Annotated in this window: 20 protein-coding genes; 9 read left to right on the plus strand and 11 right to left on the minus strand. The window is 62.2% G+C overall.

Annotated elements, in window-relative coordinates:
• Positions 1 to 613: 613 nt before the first annotated feature.
• Positions 614 to 805, plus strand: a complete 192-nt coding sequence (locus tag ABID44_RS14175; protein ID WP_354152372.1) for a KGG domain-containing protein — start codon at positions 614 to 616, stop codon at positions 803 to 805.
• A 185-nt stretch (positions 806 to 990) separates the two neighbouring features.
• On the opposite strand, the gene ABID44_RS14180 is transcribed toward ABID44_RS14175, so the two are convergent.
• Together ABID44_RS14180 and ABID44_RS14185 are read right to left on the minus strand one after the other, a co-directional pair.
• Entirely contained in the window at positions 991 to 1,254 is a 264-nt protein-coding gene (locus ABID44_RS14180) for a hypothetical protein (protein WP_354152373.1), read from the minus strand.
• A 323-nt stretch (positions 1,255 to 1,577) separates the two neighbouring features.
• Positions 1,578 to 2,048 carry a hypothetical protein gene (locus ABID44_RS14185; RefSeq protein WP_354152374.1) on the minus strand — a complete coding sequence of 157 codons (471 nt, stop codon included), beginning with the start codon at positions 2,046 to 2,048 and terminating at the stop codon, positions 1,578 to 1,580.
• Between the two features lie 243 nt (positions 2,049 to 2,291).
• On the opposite strand from ABID44_RS14185, the gene ABID44_RS14190 reads away from it, so the two are divergent.
• Complete coding sequence (locus ABID44_RS14190) at positions 2,292 to 2,501, plus strand: CsbD family protein (protein WP_354152375.1); 210 nt, start codon at positions 2,292 to 2,294, stop codon at positions 2,499 to 2,501.
• A 577-nt stretch (positions 2,502 to 3,078) separates the two neighbouring features.
• Here the strand turns inward: ABID44_RS14190 and ABID44_RS14195 are convergent.
• Complete coding sequence (locus ABID44_RS14195) at positions 3,079 to 3,528, minus strand: universal stress protein (RefSeq protein WP_354152376.1); 450 nt, start codon at positions 3,526 to 3,528, stop codon at positions 3,079 to 3,081.
• Positions 3,529 to 3,819: 291 nt separating this feature from the next.
• Here ABID44_RS14195 and ABID44_RS14200 point away from each other — a divergent pair, with 291 nt between their 5' ends.
• Positions 3,820 to 4,122 (plus strand): DUF982 domain-containing protein, encoded by a 303-nt coding sequence (locus tag ABID44_RS14200; RefSeq protein ID WP_354152377.1) that lies wholly within the window; start codon positions 3,820 to 3,822, stop codon positions 4,120 to 4,122.
• An 84-nt stretch (positions 4,123 to 4,206) separates the two neighbouring features.
• On the opposite strand, the gene ABID44_RS14205 is transcribed toward ABID44_RS14200, so the two are convergent.
• The 5 genes from ABID44_RS14205 to ABID44_RS14225 all read right to left on the minus strand — a co-directional run bounded on the left by ABID44_RS14205 (position 4,207) and on the right by ABID44_RS14225 (position 7,188).
• Positions 4,207 to 4,353 carry a hypothetical protein gene (locus ABID44_RS14205; RefSeq protein ID WP_354152378.1) on the minus strand — a complete coding sequence of 49 codons (147 nt, stop codon included), beginning with the start codon at positions 4,351 to 4,353 and terminating at the stop codon, positions 4,207 to 4,209.
• Between the two features lie 22 nt (positions 4,354 to 4,375).
• Positions 4,376 to 4,630 carry a GlsB/YeaQ/YmgE family stress response membrane protein gene (locus ABID44_RS14210; protein WP_354152379.1) on the minus strand — a complete coding sequence of 85 codons (255 nt, stop codon included), beginning with the start codon at positions 4,628 to 4,630 and terminating at the stop codon, positions 4,376 to 4,378.
• 144 nt (positions 4,631 to 4,774) lie between these two features.
• Positions 4,775 to 4,996 carry a hypothetical protein gene (locus tag ABID44_RS14215; RefSeq protein WP_354152380.1) on the minus strand — a complete coding sequence of 74 codons (222 nt, stop codon included), beginning with the start codon at positions 4,994 to 4,996 and terminating at the stop codon, positions 4,775 to 4,777.
• A gap of 178 nt (positions 4,997 to 5,174) precedes the next feature.
• The gene (locus ABID44_RS14220) at positions 5,175 to 5,795 is read right to left on the minus strand and encodes a ribonuclease D (protein ID WP_354152381.1); all 621 of its coding nucleotides are present in this window, start codon (positions 5,793 to 5,795) and stop codon (positions 5,175 to 5,177) included.
• A gap of 7 nt (positions 5,796 to 5,802) precedes the next feature.
• Complete coding sequence (locus ABID44_RS14225; RefSeq protein ID WP_354152382.1) at positions 5,803 to 7,188, minus strand: M20/M25/M40 family metallo-hydrolase; 1,386 nt, start codon at positions 7,186 to 7,188, stop codon at positions 5,803 to 5,805.
• A gap of 410 nt (positions 7,189 to 7,598) precedes the next feature.
• On the opposite strand from ABID44_RS14225, the gene polA reads away from it, so the two are divergent.
• Positions 7,599 to 10,529, plus strand: a complete 2,931-nt coding sequence (gene polA, locus ABID44_RS14230) for a DNA polymerase I (protein WP_354152383.1) — start codon at positions 7,599 to 7,601, stop codon at positions 10,527 to 10,529.
• Between the two features lie 15 nt (positions 10,530 to 10,544).
• Here polA and ABID44_RS14235 read toward each other — a convergent pair whose 3' ends face one another.
• The gene (locus tag ABID44_RS14235; protein WP_354152384.1) at positions 10,545 to 11,078 is read right to left on the minus strand and encodes a GrpB family protein; all 534 of its coding nucleotides are present in this window, start codon (positions 11,076 to 11,078) and stop codon (positions 10,545 to 10,547) included.
• A 76-nt stretch (positions 11,079 to 11,154) separates the two neighbouring features.
• Between ABID44_RS14235 and ABID44_RS14240 the strand changes: the two genes are divergently transcribed.
• Positions 11,155 to 12,225, plus strand: coding sequence for a D-alanine--D-alanine ligase family protein (locus ABID44_RS14240; protein WP_354152385.1), 1,071 nt, complete (start codon positions 11,155 to 11,157; stop codon positions 12,223 to 12,225).
• A 6-nt stretch (positions 12,226 to 12,231) separates the two neighbouring features.
• Here ABID44_RS14240 and ABID44_RS14245 read toward each other — a convergent pair whose 3' ends face one another.
• On the minus strand, positions 12,232 to 12,636 hold the full coding sequence (locus tag ABID44_RS14245; protein ID WP_354152386.1) for a Fur family transcriptional regulator: 405 nt from the start codon (positions 12,634 to 12,636) through the stop codon (positions 12,232 to 12,234).
• Between the two features lie 138 nt (positions 12,637 to 12,774).
• Positions 12,775 to 13,821 carry an L-glyceraldehyde 3-phosphate reductase gene (gene mgrA, locus ABID44_RS14250; protein WP_354152387.1) on the minus strand — a complete coding sequence of 349 codons (1,047 nt, stop codon included), beginning with the start codon at positions 13,819 to 13,821 and terminating at the stop codon, positions 12,775 to 12,777.
• Positions 13,822 to 13,952: 131 nt separating this feature from the next.
• Here mgrA and ABID44_RS14255 point away from each other — a divergent pair, with 131 nt between their 5' ends.
• The 4 genes from ABID44_RS14255 to ABID44_RS14270 all read left to right on the plus strand — a co-directional run bounded on the left by ABID44_RS14255 (position 13,953) and on the right by ABID44_RS14270 (position 17,306).
• Positions 13,953 to 15,008, plus strand: a complete 1,056-nt coding sequence (locus tag ABID44_RS14255) for a sugar phosphate isomerase/epimerase family protein (protein ID WP_354152388.1) — start codon at positions 13,953 to 13,955, stop codon at positions 15,006 to 15,008.
• A gap of 30 nt (positions 15,009 to 15,038) precedes the next feature.
• Positions 15,039 to 16,211 (plus strand): Gfo/Idh/MocA family protein, encoded by a 1,173-nt coding sequence (locus ABID44_RS14260; protein ID WP_354152389.1) that lies wholly within the window; start codon positions 15,039 to 15,041, stop codon positions 16,209 to 16,211.
• Between the two features lie 85 nt (positions 16,212 to 16,296).
• Positions 16,297 to 16,677 carry a hypothetical protein gene (locus tag ABID44_RS14265; protein ID WP_354152390.1) on the plus strand — a complete coding sequence of 127 codons (381 nt, stop codon included), beginning with the start codon at positions 16,297 to 16,299 and terminating at the stop codon, positions 16,675 to 16,677.
• Between the two features lie 83 nt (positions 16,678 to 16,760).
• Positions 16,761 to 17,306 carry a copper chaperone PCu(A)C gene (locus ABID44_RS14270; RefSeq protein WP_378226890.1) on the plus strand — a complete coding sequence of 182 codons (546 nt, stop codon included), beginning with the start codon at positions 16,761 to 16,763 and terminating at the stop codon, positions 17,304 to 17,306.
• The last annotated feature ends 39 nt before the right edge of the window (positions 17,307 to 17,345 follow it).

A 17,345-nucleotide genomic window follows, 5' to 3' on the forward strand; every position in this document is an offset into this window, starting at 1 on the left:
CAACTATCATTACGTGGATTGCGGTTTTCATATTGCGTTGCTCCAACGAAGATGTTCCGCACAAGCCAACACGCTAAAACGCTGAAGCCGGGCGGGATAGACACTCGTCTGCCAATTCGTTAGCCAGCAGAGGAAACCGGGAAAATTCTGCTGTTTGCCATACCACCGAGCCCGGTTGACGCAACTTCAGCGTCTAATATAACGAATGCTTTGGCGCAGGGTTCCCAAGAGAAGCGGACAGTTTCATGAGATTCGGTTCCTGCAAGGTTATCTATAGATGGTTGGGATTGTTCTCTTGGACGATGTGCCGAGCGTCTCGTTCCAGGATAGCGGCCAACACATCCGCCACATCCCTTAGCAACGCTTGCGTCTGGTTTGCGTCGAACTGGTCTATGTGGTCCGACGCGTCCATGACTTTCAGCAATACGTCGACGCCCCTTTGATGCAATAGCACGTTACTCTCCTACGACTCGCTGCGGCGATCATGCCTGCATTTCATAACCCCTGGGCTGAACAATTGTCACGATATGTTACGTGAAGGAACGCCTCCTGTTCGCTTCGGTTGTGTAGCGCTGGGCAATGAAGCTCGGCGGCACCAACCAGGAGAAGCATCATGCCGAACCAAGGCGGAACTCACGAGCAGCATGGGAAAGCGGGCCAGCAAAGCCACAAGAGCGACGATAACAAACAGCAGCATGCATCAGACAATAAGAAGTCTGCCGACAATCATCGTGGCGGCAAGGGCAATTTCGCAGAAGACCGGGAACGAGCTTCGGAAGCCGGCCGCAAGGGTGGACAGAAATAATCGTTATTCACCCGATAATAAGCCCGTCATCCGAAAGGGTGGCGGGCTTGTTTAGCTATACTGATCAAGTTCGGTGCCTATTTATCCCGCTCTGTTCTGGGGAATCGACAGGGGGCACTTTTTCCTGCGGCCCTGTTGTCCCGCACTGCCGGCATCCGCCATGCGGTCACCACTGTTCCTGATGATCACTCCATATCCGGCACATCGCCGCTGACGAACAGCGTGGTTGGCGGACCATACTCCCCAATGTCGGGATTGGCCTCACGGCTCCAAGCGATGACGCCGGCGTGCTTGTCGACAAGAGCTTTGGCAGTGCGAACCGCACGATCTTCACTTTGCTGATCGGCTGGGCCAAACGCGGGGAACAGTTCGCCATCTTCCCCACGGTCGAATGCCACGACGACAATCAGCTTTGGCCGCTTGGTCTGAGGTTGGACGTTGTTGGACATGACATCTTCTCCAGCCGGTGGGGAGACAGTTCTCTTGGCACTTGCTCAAACAGCGGTAACAGCAGGCAATGATTTCAATAGCTTGCCTTTAAGGGCCGGTTAATTCGGGGAAAATCAATATGCAGCATTTTCAATCGTTTGGGCGAAGTTACCGGCGGCGCGCATCACCGCCTGGTCATGGCCTGGCAATTGTGGCTTTCGCTCGGGCCAAAGGGGCAGGCCGCGCCATGCCTTCAAATGTTTCCACAACCCTCTGCAACGGCGTTCGACCTCGGAATAGATGGCCACAGATTCACATCTTGCCGAGCCGAGGTGCGCCGGCTTTACGGGCGTTGACTGTCCCTTTTTGCCTGCGCGACCGCCGCAGCTTTCCGCTGGCGTCCGAGTTCCATTGGCCGGATAAGGTTTTTGGGTCGCTCCGAGGCGGCTTTACGCATGCCCTTGTGCGCGTGACGCGTGTTGAATGGAATGTCGTCGTCAGACGACTTCTGCTTGAGTTGGAGAGCACGGCGCGAAAGCTCCGCCTGCGACATTTGGGCGGCCATGCGCTCACGCCGGGAACGCTCTGCATTCAGGCGACGGACGGCGGCTGACAACACCTCAAGCTTTATGTTGTTCCCGGTTGCGGAAGTCGCCGCCTCAGTTCCCTTTGGAGCAACTTTCCCTCGCATCTCTCGCCTGCGGCGCTGCACTTCGCCACGGGCCTTGTCGCGGCGTTCGCGGACCAATTTGATCAGGTTGGAAAGATCCTTGTCCGCCAGATCCTGCAATGCGGGATGACGGGTGCCGGACACAAGTTCCTGTTCGGCCTTGTCGAGAGCGCGATCTTCCTGTCTGCGGCTAATGGACATAGTGCTTCCTTCTATCTGTGGCGGGACCACCTAACCATATGCGGTCGATAACTCAAAACTGCTGACAATCCCGAAGAGTTCCGACAGTCATCGGGCGTCTGACCCTCCGTCTTGAAAGTCGCCACGGCGAACCATTCCCGCTCTGATGCGTTGGCTAACTGTACGCAAATACACAGGAGGTCAAAAATGGACTGGAACCGCGTCGAAGGAAACTGGAAGCAGCTCAAGGGCAAGGTGAAAGAACAGTGGGGTAAGCTCACGGATGACGATCTTGATGTGATCGCCGGCAAGCGCGATCAACTCGAAGGCAAAATTCAGGAACGGTATGGTCTGGAGAAAGACCGTGTTCGTAGCGATGTTGACGACTGGTACGGTCGACAGCAGTGGCTCGACTAAGACCTTGCGGTGAGCCTGCGCCCATCCAGACCCGTCACCCGCAAGGGTGACGGGCTCTTTTGCGTTTCAGACCAAAAACCCGAATAGGGTCGTACCATGCCCTCCATTCGAGGGGTTTTTGCTACTGTCTATTCCGCGCCCTGCCGTGGACCTGCCGCCCGCCTCCATGAGATGGGGCCGACGTCAGAAGCTCGTGTCGCCGGTTCAGGCGGACGATCTCCTGTTTCCATCCCCGCCAGTATATCCTTCAGGGCCGCAATGGTTTCGGCTGATCTCTGCGCCTCGGTAGCCGTATAATCCGTCCACTGAAGCTGACCTGGCTCCCGACGCTGCACTCTCGTCCAGCCGCTGTTTATGCTCGACAGAAACGCCTTTTCCTGTCTGATCTTCTTGAGCAGCCGGGTTTTGCTTGCCCGCACACTGAAATTCTTGGTCAATCCATTCTCCTTGTGCCGGCAGTGTAAGGGATTTCGCGACATAAGGCCAATGGCTGACTCTGCCTGACCGGCGTCCACCAGAACGCCGGTCCGGAAGATACCCGCCCACCGCAGCAATACATGCCAGGCAGGTGTCGGCCTCAGCGTACGACCAGGACAGGCACCTTTGAGTGGGTCAGCACTTCCACCGTCTGGCTGCCGAGCAACAGGCGGCCAAGACCACGGCGTCCATGCGAGGCCATGACGATCAGATTGGCGCCTTTCTCTTCGGCGACTTCGATGATCGCATCGGCCGGCCAGCGGTCGGCCAGATGCTCGACATCGGCCTGGACGCCCATCTTGTCGGCGGCGGACCGGGCGTTTTCCAGAATCCCGGCGGCGAATTCCTTCTGCCCTTCCTCGTAGCGGGAAATATCGTTTGGCCCGGCCACCCAGCCAGAGGCGGTCGCGCCCGCCGCGACCGGGAAGGGCTCGGTCACCATCACGAAAGTGACCTTGGCAGAAAGCGCCTTGGCCAGCGAGAGCCCATGATCGACGCCCTTCCGGGCGAGTTCGGATCCGTCAGTGGCGATGAGGATGTGGGTGTACATGGTTCGACCTCTTGTTGTGTCCGGTTAAGGAAACCAGAGCCGCACACGGCCTGCAAGTGATTCAGGCCAAACGGACAATGATGATCCCGGTGGCGCAAGCCGCCGTCAGAAACACGAAAGCAGTTCACATCAACGCACCGGCCGTCACCTTGATGCAGGTCAACCCGCCTGGTCCATTCCTGCGGCCGACGGCATATTTGTCGTCACGAAGGCTTGTCGGCGGAACCGGATGCGCTTTTCTGCGTTTAAGGTAAATTCTCCACCAGTGGATGATGTCGAGGGAGGTTGCCGATGGATCGCCTGCAGTTCTTTTCGCCTGTCCGCGTCTCGCTCGGGCGCGGGCAGGCTGTTCATGACATCGAAAATGTCGCCGAAGCTCTCGCCTTTTTGCGCGAATGGCCGATAGGCCGGCGCGGCCCGGTCTACCGTTGCGCGCTGAATTGCTGCGCGGCGGCGATGGCGGCGCAGATGAGCGCCGAGGAAGCACGCAAATCGTTTTCGGGGTTTGCACGTATCACCGGCTTGCTGGTCGACAGCGGTCCGTCCCCACTTGTGGCGACCTCGCGCTCGACCATGCGCCGCACGGCGACCTGAGCAGCGAACCGGACAGCCAGTCCGGCACGCGGCTCCCGAAGCAAGCGCCGCCCGGCGACTTTCATGGTCGCGGGCGGCGTATTTTCAGTTCTGCTCGATGGAAACGCCGCTTTCGTCAATCTTGAGTTCGACGCCGCTCGGCTTCGACTCCTCACGATAAACGTAGACACCCAACCCTATGACGACGACGACAAGCGCGCCGATGAGGAGATAAAGCGTATTCTTGTTCACAGGCACGCTCTCCCGATCCGGCTCAGGCTGTTTTCACAAGACGGATCAGCAGCAACAGAATCACCGCACCGATCACGGCGTTGATGATGCTGCCGATGATGTCGCCACCGATGTAGAGACCGACCCGCGGCAACAGCCAGCCGGCGATGAACGCACCCACAATGCCAACCACGATATTGCCAAGCAGACCAAAACCGTAGCCCTTGACGATCAGGCCCGCGAGCCAGCCGGCGATGGCTCCAACAATGAGAAAGATGATAAGACCTTCCGCACCCATGACATTCCCTCCATGAGAAATGGTCGAGTCGGAGCGCCGCGCCCCGAATCAACCTCGGGTTTCAACAAATGCAGGGTATGGGAATACGCACACCGCCGCCAGCCGTTACATTGGGCGGGGCGGAAAAGCGTCAAGTCCGAAGCGCTATTCTTCTTCCTCGTCGCCGTCGTCATCCGTCGCTTGCGGGCGCCAGCTGGTCGGTTCGATCTTCTTCTGGGTCCTGGAATCCGTATAAGCCCACCATGCCTTGTCCCCGGCGTCCCAGCGGGCGAGGGATTCGTTCATGACACCGTCGCTGTCGGTCCAGTAGACGGTGACGCGCGAGCCATCCTTCGGTGCGGTCGAGATCGGTTCCCGCTCAGCCATGATCCATCCTTTCTGTTCAGTCGTCTTGTGAGAGGCGACGGACGTGCAACGCGCCTGCGCCGTCAACGGTTCCGGCCTGGAGCGCCATGCGTCCTCGCGGACGTGAAAAGGGCGCTCCAACACTTCGACGGATCGTCGGACCAATCCGAAATTCGCGTATACTTTTCGGTCCGATGCTCTAGCTGTGGGCGAAGATATCCGTCTCTTCCCAGCCCATCAGGTCGAGCTTCGATCGGGTCGGCAGGAAGCGGAAGCAGGCCTCGGCTTCCGCGACGCGACCGTCACGCTCAAGCCGGCCCGCCAGCACATCGCGCAGGCGGTGCAGATAGAGCACGTCCGAGGCCGCATATTCGAGCTGCTCAGGCGACAGCACTTCCGCCGCCCAGTCCGAAGACTGCTGCTGCTTGGAGATGCTGACGCCCAGCAACTCGTTGCAGATGTCCTTCAGCCCGTGACGGTCGGTATAGGTGCGGGTGAGCCGCGAGGCGATCTTGGTGCAGAACACCGGCTCGGCCATGACGCCGAAGGCGTTGTAGAGCACCGCCAGATCGAAACGCGCATAGTGAAACAGTTTGGTGACGCCGGCGTCACGCAAAAGGCTCACGAGGTTCGGCGCCTCCTTCTGGCCGGCCGCGATCTGGATCACGTCCGCGGAGCCGTCGCCCGGTGAAATCTGCACCACGCACAGGCGGTCGCGATGCGGATTGAGGCCGAGCGTCTCGGTGTCGATGGCGACGGCGTCAACATTGTAGTGGGCGAGATCGGGCAGATCGCCCTTATGGAAACGGATAGTGCTCATGCCGCCCTCACTTCGTCAGCGCGTTAAGGATGCGCGCCCAGGAACGCTGACCCTTGTGGAAGGACGACAGCTCGTACTTCTCATTGGGCGAATGGATGCGGTCGTCGGAGAGACCGAAACCGACCAGCAGCGACTCCATGCCGAGATAGGTCTGGAAATCGCCGACGATCGGGATCGACCCGCCCATCGCGATCATTGCCGCCGGCTTCGACCATTCGTCGGACAGGGCCTCCTTGGCCTTGCTGAGGAACGGCGAGTCGTAGGAAAGCTGGATGGCGGGCGAACCGCCATGTTCATGGAACGCGACCGAACAGTCGACAGGAATGCGTTCCTCGACGAATTTGCGGAAAGCGGCGCGAATTTTTACCGGATCCTGCTTACCGACCAGGCGAAACGACACCTTGGCCGAGGCCTCGGATGCGATGACCGTCTTGAAGCCCTTGCCTGTATAGCCGCCGATGACACCATTGAACTCGGCCGTCGGGCGCGCCCATACCAGTTCCAGAACGGAGCGTCCCTTCTCGCCCGAGGGGACCGACAGGCCGACCTGCCCAAGGAACAACTCCGCCGTCTCGCCAAGGGCCTCCCACGACTTCAGCACCTGGGAGGGCGTTTCCTCAACCCCGTCATAGAAGCCGGGGATGCTCACGCGGCCGTTCTCGTCATGAATATCGGCGAGAACCCGCGCAAGTATGCGGATCGGGTTGGCGGCCGCGCCGCCGAACTCGCCCGAATGCAGGTCGCGGTCGGCGGCATGGACGACCACTTCCTCGCCCACCAGCCCGCGCAGCGCCGTGCAGATCGCCGGCGTGTCCCGGTCCCACATGCCGGTGTCGCACACCAGCGCGAAATCGGCCTTCAGTTCCTCGGCGTTGGCTTCAAGGAAGGGCTTGAGCGAAGGCGAACCGCTTTCCTCCTCGCCTTCGAACAGAAGCGTGATGCGGCACGGCAGGCCGCCATGCACCGCCTTCCAGGCGCGGCAGGCTTCCACGAAGGTCATGAGCTGGCCCTTGTCGTCGGCCGAGCCGCGTCCGGTGATGACCTTGCGGCCGGGCTCGGTTTCCTTCAGCGCCGGCGCGAAAGGATCGTCATGCCAAAGCTCCAGCGGATCGACCGGCTGCACGTCATAGTGGCCGTAGAACAGCACATGCGGGCTGCCTTCCGGTCCGTCATGATGGGCGACCACCATCGGGTGGCCGGGCGTATCGCGCACCGACGCATCGAAGCCGATGTTTTTCAGATCCTCCACCAGCCATTCCGCACCCTTGCGGCAGTCGGCGGCGAATTCGGGGTCGGTGGAGATCGAACGGATGCGCAGCAGCGAAAAAAGCCGGTCGAGACTGTCGTCGAGCGACTGATCGATGCGGTCGAGAACGGGGGAAAGTTTGGACATGGATATCGGGCCTTTCGATTCTGCGCGCAGCCTAAAGCCGTCGGAACGAAACGGAAAGACGGTTGTTGCCGCCACAAGCCGGAGGAAATCCGGCTGAAGCACAAAAAAAGTGCCGCCGTGGCGGAGGGGGAACCACGGCGGCTTGCTTCAAACGGCGCGGCAGCCTGGAGAGGGGGATAGGCTGCCGCGTTTGTCCGGGAAAGGCGGGGGACGGGCCTTGGTTCCGGACGTCGGCGAAAACTGCCGATGACTGCTATCTGTGGATTGGAAGATGGCGATTCAAGGGCACAAAGATTACATCTTTGTAACATAGGCGTGATGCGGTTTTCATGTCAGGAAGACACGCCTCCGGCAGGGTATAATCCGCCTTTGCGATGGACCCCGGCGGCCTGCCACGCTATCCATTCGCCATGAAAAAAGGCGATCATCTCTTCCTTGTCGACGGCTCCGGCTACATTTTCCGCGCCTATCACGCGTTGCCGCCGCTCAACCGCAAGTCGGACGGGCTTCCCACCAATGCGGTGCTGGGCTTCTGCAACATGGTGTGGAAGCTGATGCGCGATGCGCGCGACACCGATGTCGGCGTCACGCCCACTCACTTCGCCGTCATCTTCGACTATTCCTCGAAGACCTTCCGCAATGAGCTGTACCCGGAATACAAGGCGAACCGCTCGGCGCCGCCGGAAGATCTGATCCCGCAATTCGGTCTGATCCGGCACGCTACCCGCGCCTTCCACCTGCCTTGCGTGGAGATGGAAGGCTACGAAGCCGACGACCTGATCGCCACCTATTGCCGTATGGCCGAAGAAGCCGGCGCCGACGCCACCATCATTTCCTCCGACAAGGACCTGATGCAGATCGTCAGTCCCGCCGTCTCCATGTACGATCCGATGAAGGACCGTCAGGTCGGCATTCCCGAAGTGATCGAGAGGTGGGGCGTGCCGCCGGAAAAGATGATCGATCTCCAGGCGCTGACCGGCGACTCGATCGACAACATTCCCGGCGTTCCCGGCATCGGACCCAAGACCGCCGCGCAGCTTCTGGAACAGTTCGGCGACCTCGACACGCTGCTTTCCCGCGCCGGCGAGATCAAGCAGCAGAAACGGCGTGAATCCATCATCGAACATGCCGACAAGGCCCGCATATCGCGGGAGCTGGTGACGCTGAAGCGCGACGTTCCCGTGACCGAGATGCCGGACGATTTCGCGCTCGAACCCTCTGACGGCCCGAGACTGGTCGCCTTCCTCAAGGCGATGGAGTTCACCACCCTGACCCGCCGCGTCGCCGAGGCGACCGGGACGGACGCCTCCGCGGTCGAACCGGCCGAGGTTCCGGTCGAGCGCGCCGACGCCGCGCACGGACCGGACATGGAGACCCTGCCGCCGGGGGGAGTGGACGAGGACGGGGCCGAAGCGGCTCCGGCGAAGGACGAAGGCGACACCCCTTCCCTGCTCTCCGCGCTGCGGGCCGAGGCGGCGACGGGAGAGAAGATCGACGTCGACGCCTACGAAACCATTCGCGACCTGGGGACGCTGAAGAACTGGATCGAGGAGGCCTTCGAGGCCGGCGTCGTCGCCTTCGACACCGAAACCACCTCGCTCGATCCGATGCAGGCCGAACTGGTCGGCTTTTCGCTGGCCACAAGGCCCGGCCGTGCCGCCTATGTGCCGCTCGGCCACAAGGAGGGGGCGGGCGACCTGCTTGGCGGCGGGCCCGTCGAAGGGCAACTGCCGGTGCGCGAGGCGCTGGCGGAGCTGAAGCGGCTGATGGAAGCGCCTTCCGTGCTGAAAGTGGCGCAGAACCTCAAATACGATCTCGTGGTCATGAGCCGTTATGGCGTCGATATCGCTCCCTGCGACGACACGATGCTGATCTCCTACGTGCTGGACGGTGGCGCGGCGCGCGGCCACGGCATGGATTCGCTCTCCGAAAAATGGCTCGGCCACAAGACCATCCAGTTCGGAGAGGTGGCCGGCACCGGCAAAAGCTTCATCGGCTTCGAGAAGGTGGCGATCGACAAGGCCACCCGCTACGCCGGCGAGGACGCCGATGTGACGCTGCGGCTGTGGCAGGTGCTGAAGCCCCGCCTTGCCGCCAAGGGTCTGGTTTCCGTCTATGAGCGGCTGGAGCGCCCGCTCATTCCGGTGCTGGCGCGCATGGAACAGCGCGGCGTGTCGGTCGACCGGCAGATATTGTCGCGGCTTTCCGGCGAGCTGGCGCAGGGTGCGGCGGCGATCGAGGAAGAAATCTATGGCCTGATCGGCGAGCGCATCAATATCGGCTCGCCCAAGCAACTGGGCGATATATTGTTCGGGCGCATGGGGTTGCCCGGCGGAACGAAAACCAAGACCGGCCAATGGTCGACCTCCGCCCAGCTTCTGGAAGATCTGGCGGCGGAAGGCCACGAACTGCCACGCAAGATCGTGGACTGGCGTCAGCTCACCAAGCTGAAATCGACCTATACCGACGCTCTGCCCGGCTATATCCACCCTGGGACCAGCCGCGTGCACACCAGTTTCGCGCTGGCCGCAACCACCACCGGCCGGCTTTCGTCATCCGACCCGAACCTGCAGAACATCCCGGTGCGCACCGCCGAGGGGCGCAAGATCAGAACCGCCTTCGTCGCCGACAAGGGCTACAAGCTGGTCTCGGCCGACTACAGCCAGATCGAGCTGCGCGTGCTCGCCCATGTAGCAGACATTCCCCAGCTCAAGCAGGCGTTCGCGGAAGGGGCCGACATCCACGCCATCACCGCCTCCGAAATGTTCGGCGTGCCGGTGGAGGGCATGCCCTCGGAGGTGCGCCGCCGCGCCAAGGCGATCAATTTCGGCATCATCTACGGCATTTCGGCCTTCGGCCTCGCCAACCAGCTTTCCATTCCGCGCGAGGAGGCCAGCGCCTACATCAAGAAATATTTCGAGCGCTTCCCCGGTATCCGCGACTATATCGAGGAGACCAAGGCCTATGCGCGCGAGTTCGGCTATGTCGAGACCGTGTTCGGCCGGCGCATCCACTACCCGGAAATTCGCGCGCCCAATCCCTCAGTGCGCGCCTTCAACGAACGCGCCTCGATCAACGCCCGCCTGCAGGGCACGGCGGCCGACATCATCCGCCGCGCCATGGTGCGCATGGAGCCGGCGCTGGCGCAGGCGAAACTTTCGGCGCGCATGCTCCTGCAAGTCCATGACGAACTGATCTTCGAGGTGGCCGACGACGAGGTCGGGGCGACGATCCCGGTGATCTGCGCGGTGATGGAAAACGCGCCGATGCCGGCACGGTCGCTGTCGGTGCCGCTCAAGGTGGACGCCCGCGCCGCCCACAACTGGGATGAAGCGCATTGACGTGGCCGGCGGACTTCAGGCCACCTTGCGCCAAACAAGCGCGTCGGCCTCAATGCGCCTGATCCAGCCATCCTTGCAGTCGGAATAGGCGTGTGAATCCGCGGGGTGCGCGTCGCGGCAGGCCTCTTTCATGCGGTCATACTCCGCCGCTATATCCGGATTGACGCGCAGATAGTCCCGGAAGGCCAGATGCCGCGTGACTTCCGGCGAACCTTGCTCGTAGCAGTGGGCCTGAACCAGCCGGCGTCCGGTCCGCGGGTCGGACTTCGTACAATAGCGTCGGCCCGGCAGCCCGTATTCGCCCCACCACTCATAGCCGAGCGCCTCGATTGACCGCCTGTATGCGTCAAACGCGGCGAGGCTGCGCACCACCGGCAAAAGGTCGATGACCGGCTTGGCGCGGATGCCGGGAATCGCCGTCGAGCCTATGTGATGGACAACCACAAGGCATGGGCCAGCTGATGCCGTAAGGCGTTCCGCTTCAGCCTGCGCCTGCCGTGCCCAATCCGGGTCGCAGGCGACCTGTTCGACCTTGATGGGTGGCGGCATTTTTCGGTCTCTTTCATCTGTTTTTAGTCAGTTCGCCACTTCTATAGGCTGAACTCTCCAACGTGAAAGGCAGGACATGGCCGGCAGCAGGTTGCGCATTGCGATTCTCTATGGCGGTAGGTCGGCCGAACATGACGTTTCGGTGCTTTCCGCCACCAATGTCATGGGCGCGCTGGACCCTGCCAGATATGATGGCGTCCCGATCTTCGTCACCCGTGAGGGTCAATGGCTGCTGAGCAGCTATGAAGACGGCGTTCTGGCGAAGCCCGATACCGGAACCGAGGTCAGCCTCCTGCCCGGCGGCAAGGGCCGCGCGCTGGCTATACCCGAAAACGGCGCGCCGCATGAACTGGAGACGATCGACCTTCTGTTTCCCGTGCTGCACGGCCTGCATGGAGAAGACGGCGCGGTTCAGGGGCTTGCGCAGGTGGCGCGCGTGCCGCTGGTCGGCTGCGGCGTCATCGGCTCGGCCAACGCGCTGGACAAGGACATCGCCAAGCGGCTGTTCAACGAGGCCGGCGTGCCGGCGGCGCGCTCGGTCACCATTCTTCCGGACGCCGCGCCTTCCTTTTCGGATTTGAAGGACAGGCTGGGCCTGCCTCTGTTCATCAAGCCGGCAAGGCAGGGTTCGTCAGTCGGCGTCAGCAAGGTGACGGACGAAAGCGACTACAATGCAGCCCTTGAAGAAGGGTTCAGGCACGACACCAAGCTGCTGGCCGAAGAGTTCATCGACGGCCGCGAGGTGGAATGCAGCGTTCTGGAAGCGCCGGACGGCAGCCTGTTCGTATCGCGCACCGGCGAGATCGTGCCGGCTGAAAGCCACGGCTTCTACACCTACGACGCCAAATATATCGACGCCAAAGGCGCGGCCATCAAGGTTCCCGCGGAACTGCCCGCAGGCGTCGAAGACGAAATCCGCGCGCTGGCGGCCAGCGCCTTCCGCGCGCTCGGTTGCGACGGCATGGCGCGCGCCGACTTCTTCCTGACGGCGGAAAGGCGCATCGTCGTCAACGAGCTCAACACCATCCCCGGCTTTACCGATATCTCCATGTATTCCAAGGCGATGGCGGCCAGCGGCGTAAGCTATCCGGAAATCATCGACCGGCTCGTCGCGCACGCTCTGGCGCGCGCGGCCCGTGAAGTTTGAGCAGGCTCAGGCCGCCTTCCTGCGGCAGCTTTCGCAGATGCCGCGGAACTCGATAACCGCATGTTTGGGGGCGAAGCCCGTGGACTGAACCCAGTCCTCCAGTCTGTGGCCGACATCATGGTCGCACAGTTCCGCCACCTGCCCGCAGGTGTCGCAGATGGCGAAAGCCGTCATGGAATGGCTGTGGTCGTGCGGCTCGGCGCAGGCGACGAAAGCGTTGAGGCTTTCCAGCCGGTGGACGAGCCCCTCCTTCACCAGCGCATCGAGCGCCCGATATACCTGCAAGGGTGCGCGGAACCCCTTTTCTCGTAGCTGGTCGAGCAATGTATAGGCGCTGAGCGGCGCGCCGGCGACCTCCAGCTTTTCGAGCACCCAGAGCTGGTTCCTGGTGAGACTGCTTCTTGCCGACATGATCCTGCCTTATCCTGCCGCGCCCTGCCTTATCCTGCCGGGCATGGGGGACAGCGCCACAGTGCGCCTTGTGTCCCCTATGTAGTGATTATGTGGCTCACTGGCTACCATCCGCCACCTTGGCCGGCAAAGACCGGACTATTTGCGCGGCGGCCCCTCACGCTCCGCCGACGCCGCCCACAGATTTATGTTGGCGTCGCGCGCATAAGTGTCGATTTCGGCAAGCTCCGTGTCCGAAAAATCACGCTTCGCAAGCGCTCCCACGCAATCCTCGATCTGCTCGACGCGGCTGGCCCCGATCAGCGCCGAAGTGACGCGCCCACCGCGCAACACCCAGGCCAGCGCCATTTGCGCAAGCGTCTGCCCCCGCCGTTCGGCGATGGCGTTAAGCGCGCGGATATTGGCGAGCGTTTCCTCGTTGATGAAGGATTCGCGCAACGGCCCGCCCTTCTTCACGCGGCTGTCCTGCGGAATGCCGGAGAGATATTTGGTGGTGAGCATGCCTTGCGCCAGCGGTGAAAATACGATCGAGCCTATGCCGAGCCCGTCCAGCGTGTCGAGCAACCCGTCATCTTCCACCCAACGGTTCAGCATGGAATAGCTGGGCTGGTGGATCAGGCAGGGTGTGCCCATCTGCTTCAGTATGTCGGCCGCCTCGCGGGTGCGCTGCGAACTGTAGGAAGAGATGCCGGCATAGAGCGCCTTGCCCGACCGCACCGCATGGTCGAGCGCGCCGCAGGTTTCCTCAAGCGGCGTATCGGGATCGAAGCGATGCGAGTAGAAGATGTCGACATAATCGAGCCCCATCCGCCTCAGGCTCTGGTCGAGGCTGGCAAGCAGATATTTGCGGCTGCCCCATTCGCCATAGGGGCCAGGCCACATATCGTAGCCGGCCTTGGTCGAGATGACGAGTTCGTCGCGATAGGGTCCAAGATCGGCGCGCAGAATCTCGCCAAAAGCCACTTCCGCCGCGCCCTTGGGCGGGCCGTAATTGTTGGCGAGGTCGAAATGGGTCACGCCGAGATCGAACGCCCTGCGCACCAGCGCCTGACGCGTGGAATGGGGTGTTGTGTCTCCGAAATTCTGCCACAGCCCAAGCGAGATCGCCGGCAGCTTCAGACCGGAGCGCCCGCAGCGATTGTAGATCATTTTGTCATAGCGGTCGGAAGCGGGAATATATGCCATGTCCCTTCTTAGCCCATCGCGGACCTCTAGGGAATGATCGGGTTTCGCGGTATGAACCGATTGAAAAATCCGCGCCGGTCTGGAACACAAGCTTATCGCAATGGATGGCGCGGGACGTGAAGGAGACACTCATGCCGACGACGATGAAGGGCCCCGCAATCTTCCTGGCGCAGTTCGCCGGCGATGAAGCCCCGTTCAACTCGCTCCCCTCCATCGCGAAATGGGCGGCCGGGCTTGGCTATGAGGGCATCCAGATTCCGAGCGGCGACGCACGTCTGTTCGACCTCCAGCGCGCCGCCACGTCGAAGGATTATTGCGACGAGATCAAGGGCGTCTGCGCCCAGGCCGGCCTCGAAATCACCGAACTGTCGACCCATACCCAGGGCCAGCTCGTGGCCGTGCATCCGGCCTATGACGCCCAGTTCGATTCCTTCGCGCCCGAACAGGTGCGCGGCAATCCGAAGGCGCGGCAGGAATGGGCGGTCGGGCAGATGCTTCTCGGCGCAAAGGCCTCACGCAATCTCGGCCTCGACGTTTCGGTAAGTTTCACCGGCGCGCTCGCCTTTCCCTATCTCTACCCGTGGCCGCAGCGGCCCGCCGGTCTGGTGGAAGAAGCCTTTTCCGAACTTGGTCGCCGTTGGAAACCGATCCTCGACGCCTATGAAGAGCAAGGCGTCGATATCGCCTACGAAATCCATCCGGGCGAGGACGTATTCGACGGCGCGACCTTCGAGATGTTCCTCGATGCGGTCGGCGGCCACCAGCGCTGCGCCATCAATTACGACCCCTCGCATTTCCTGTTGCAGCAGCTCGACTATCTGGCCTTCATCGACATCTATCACGAGCGCATCCGGGCCTTTCACGTCAAGGACGCCGAGTTCAACCCAACCGGGCGGCAGGGCGTCTATTCCGGCTATCAGGGCTGGCTGGGCCGCGCCGGCCGCTTCCGCTCGCCGGGCGATGGCCAGGTCGATTTCCTGGGCATCTTTTCGAAGCTCGCGCAATATGGCTACGATCGCTGGGCCGTACTGGAATGGGAATGCTGCCTCAAGCACCCGGAAGACGGCGCGGCGCAGGGCGCGCCCTTCATTCGCGACCACATCATCCGCGTGACCGACAGGGCGTTCGACGACTTCGCCGCCAGCACGACCGATCGCGAGCTGCTGCGCGCCATGATGGGTATCTGACCCAGATGAATATCCGACAGGGAGGACGGCATGGCGAACGATAAGAAACAAGGCCCGATCCGTTACGGCATGGTCGGCGGCGGCCGGGGCGCATTCATAGGCGGCGTTCATCGCATCGCCGCGCGCATGGATGGCGAGTTCGTGCTGGTCGCCGGCGCGCTGTCCTCCAATCCGGAGCGCGCAAAAGCCTCGGCGGCGGAACTGGGGCTCGATCCGGAGCGCACCTATGCCTCCTATGCCGCGATGGCGAAGGCCGAAGCCGACCGGCCGGACGGGATCGAGGCCGTCGCCATCGTCACGCCCAACAACCACCACTTTCCGGCGGCGAAAGCCTTTCTCGAAGCCGGCATCCATGTGATCTGCGACAAGCCTCTGGCCACCACGCTGGCCGAGGCGAAGAAACTTGCCGGACTGGTCGAGAAGACCGGCAGGGTTTTCGTGCTCACTCACAACTACACCGCCTACCCGATGGTGCGACAAGCGCAGGAAATGGTCGCCGGGGGTGCGCTTGGCGATATCCGTCTGGTCCAGGTCGAATATCCGCAGGACTGGCTGACCGAGGACATATCGGCAAGCGGCAACAAGCAGGCCTCATGGCGGTCCGATCCCAAGCAGGCGGGCGCTGGCGGCGCGACCGGCGATATCGGCACCCATGCCTACAATCTCGCCCGCTTCGTCACCGGGCTGGAACTGCACAGTCTCGCCGCCGATCTGGACGCCTTCGTGCCCGGCCGCCTTCTGGACGACAATCTCAACGTGCTGCTGCGCTTCAAGGCCAGGGGAACGGCCCCCGCCGCCAAGGGCATGCTGTGGGCGAGCCAGGTCGCGCCCGGCCATGAGAACGGCCTGAAGCTCAGGGTCTACGGCTCGAAAGGCGGGCTGGAATGGGTGCAGGCCGATCCGAATTATCTCTGGCACACGCCATTTGGCGAGCCGAAGCGCCTTTTGACCCGCGGCGGAGCGGGCGCGCTCGCCAGCGCCAACCGGCTGACCCGCATTCCCGCCGGCCACCCGGAAGGCTATCTTGAAGGCTTCGCCAATATCTATCGCGAAGCCGCCGCCGCGATCCGCGCCGCGCGCATCGGACAGCCGCCGCCGCACGATGTGATCTTTCCCACGGTCCATGACGGTGTCGAGGGCATGGCCTTCATCGAGGCCTGCGTGCGATCTTCCCGCAATGACGGCGCCTGGACAAAACTCTGAAGCACCGGCAACGGCGACAAAGTGGCCGCTTGCCGGGCTTCGGCGATGTGCTAGGTCTGGAAAAGATGACGCGGAGACAGCCCCGGTGAAGGCACGGCGCAGAAAATGGAACATGGCGGTGGCGTTCGCCGCAGCCTGGTTCCTTGCGCTGCAATCGCTGCTCGGCGCTTTTGCGCTGGCGGCAGGTCCCCAGCCGTTGCAGCTTGACGCCTTCGGCAACGTCATCTGTACCCATGAGGGCATTGGCGAACTTCCCGACGGCTCGCAACCGGCCCACCTGCCGGATTGCTGCGTGCTCGGCTGCAATCTCGCCGCGCCACTTCTGGCCAACCCGCCAGCGCCTGTAGCGCTGGAAAGCAAATTCAGCTTCGAAGCCCTGGATTTCCGGGCCAGCGCAACAGATCACCTGTCTTTCGCGCGCCGGCGCTCGCCGGCCAATCCGCGCGCGCCCCCGGCAACGGCCTGAAAGCACGGACGACCGCCGGTCGCCGCATTCCACGAATTTTTCCGCGCCTTTACTGCTGCGCATCTTCTTTTTGGAGACAGTTCATGTCCAACACGCACAATCCCGCACGCGCCATCCTCACCCGTCGCGGCTTCGCCGCCGTCGCCCTTGGCGCAATGCTACCGCTCGCCCTGCTCGCCACGCCGGCTTCCGCACATGAATACAAGCTGGGCGAGCTTGAAATCGGCCATCCCTGGTCGCGCGAGACCCCCGCCGGCGCCAAGGTGGCCGGCGGCTACCTCACCGTCACCAACCATGGCGAGGAAGCCGACAGGCTGATCGCCGTTTCCTCGGAAATTTCGGAAAAGGGCGAAATCCATGAAATGGCCGTCAACGATGGCGTCATGACCATGCGCCAGTTGCCCGACGGGCTGGAAATCGCGCCTGGCGAAAAGGTGGAGCTGAAGCCCGGTTCCTACCATCTCATGTTCATGAGCCTGAAAACGCAGCCGAAGAAGGGCGAGCGCTTCCTCGGCACGCTGACCTTCGAGAAGGCCGGCAAGATCGACGTCGAATTCGCGGTCGATGCGATGGGTGGCGAGCCCGAGCACAGCAGCCACGGCAACGCCGACGACCATAGCGGACACTGACCATAGACACGAAGGCCGGCGCGGCGCGCCGGCCTTTCC

The organism is Aquamicrobium ahrensii, assembly GCF_040545755.1.
GTDB lineage: Bacteria > Pseudomonadota > Alphaproteobacteria > Rhizobiales > Rhizobiaceae > Mesorhizobium > Mesorhizobium ahrensii.

Coding starts and splice junctions, on each gene's coding strand:
- ABID44_RS14225 (WP_354152382.1), bottom strand. CDS start 7,188: ATGTCCAAACTTTCCCCCGTTCTCGACCGCATCGATCAGTCGCTCGAC.
- ABID44_RS14235 (WP_354152384.1), bottom strand. CDS start 11,078: ATGCCGCCACCCATCAAGGTCGAACAGGTCGCCTGCGACCCGGATTGG.
- ABID44_RS14260 (WP_354152389.1), top strand. CDS start 15,039: ATGGCGAACGATAAGAAACAAGGCCCGATCCGTTACGGCATGGTCGGC.
- ABID44_RS14220 (WP_354152381.1), bottom strand. CDS start 5,795: ATGAGCACTATCCGTTTCCATAAGGGCGATCTGCCCGATCTCGCCCAC.
- mgrA (WP_354152387.1), bottom strand. CDS start 13,821: ATGGCATATATTCCCGCTTCCGACCGCTATGACAAAATGATCTACAAT.
- ABID44_RS14175 (WP_354152372.1), top strand. CDS start 614: ATGCCGAACCAAGGCGGAACTCACGAGCAGCATGGGAAAGCGGGCCAG.
- ABID44_RS14195 (WP_354152376.1), bottom strand. CDS start 3,528: ATGTACACCCACATCCTCATCGCCACTGACGGATCCGAACTCGCCCGG.
- ABID44_RS14210 (WP_354152379.1), bottom strand. CDS start 4,630: ATGGGTGCGGAAGGTCTTATCATCTTTCTCATTGTTGGAGCCATCGCC.
- polA (WP_354152383.1), top strand. CDS start 7,599: ATGAAAAAAGGCGATCATCTCTTCCTTGTCGACGGCTCCGGCTACATT.
- ABID44_RS14255 (WP_354152388.1), top strand. CDS start 13,953: ATGCCGACGACGATGAAGGGCCCCGCAATCTTCCTGGCGCAGTTCGCC.
- ABID44_RS14240 (WP_354152385.1), top strand. CDS start 11,155: ATGGCCGGCAGCAGGTTGCGCATTGCGATTCTCTATGGCGGTAGGTCG.
- ABID44_RS14270 (WP_378226890.1), top strand. CDS start 16,761: ATGTCCAACACGCACAATCCCGCACGCGCCATCCTCACCCGTCGCGGC.
- ABID44_RS14190 (WP_354152375.1), top strand. CDS start 2,292: ATGGACTGGAACCGCGTCGAAGGAAACTGGAAGCAGCTCAAGGGCAAG.
- ABID44_RS14200 (WP_354152377.1), top strand. CDS start 3,820: ATGGATCGCCTGCAGTTCTTTTCGCCTGTCCGCGTCTCGCTCGGGCGC.
- ABID44_RS14245 (WP_354152386.1), bottom strand. CDS start 12,636: ATGTCGGCAAGAAGCAGTCTCACCAGGAACCAGCTCTGGGTGCTCGAA.
- ABID44_RS14180 (WP_354152373.1), bottom strand. CDS start 1,254: ATGTCCAACAACGTCCAACCTCAGACCAAGCGGCCAAAGCTGATTGTC.
- ABID44_RS14215 (WP_354152380.1), bottom strand. CDS start 4,996: ATGGCTGAGCGGGAACCGATCTCGACCGCACCGAAGGATGGCTCGCGC.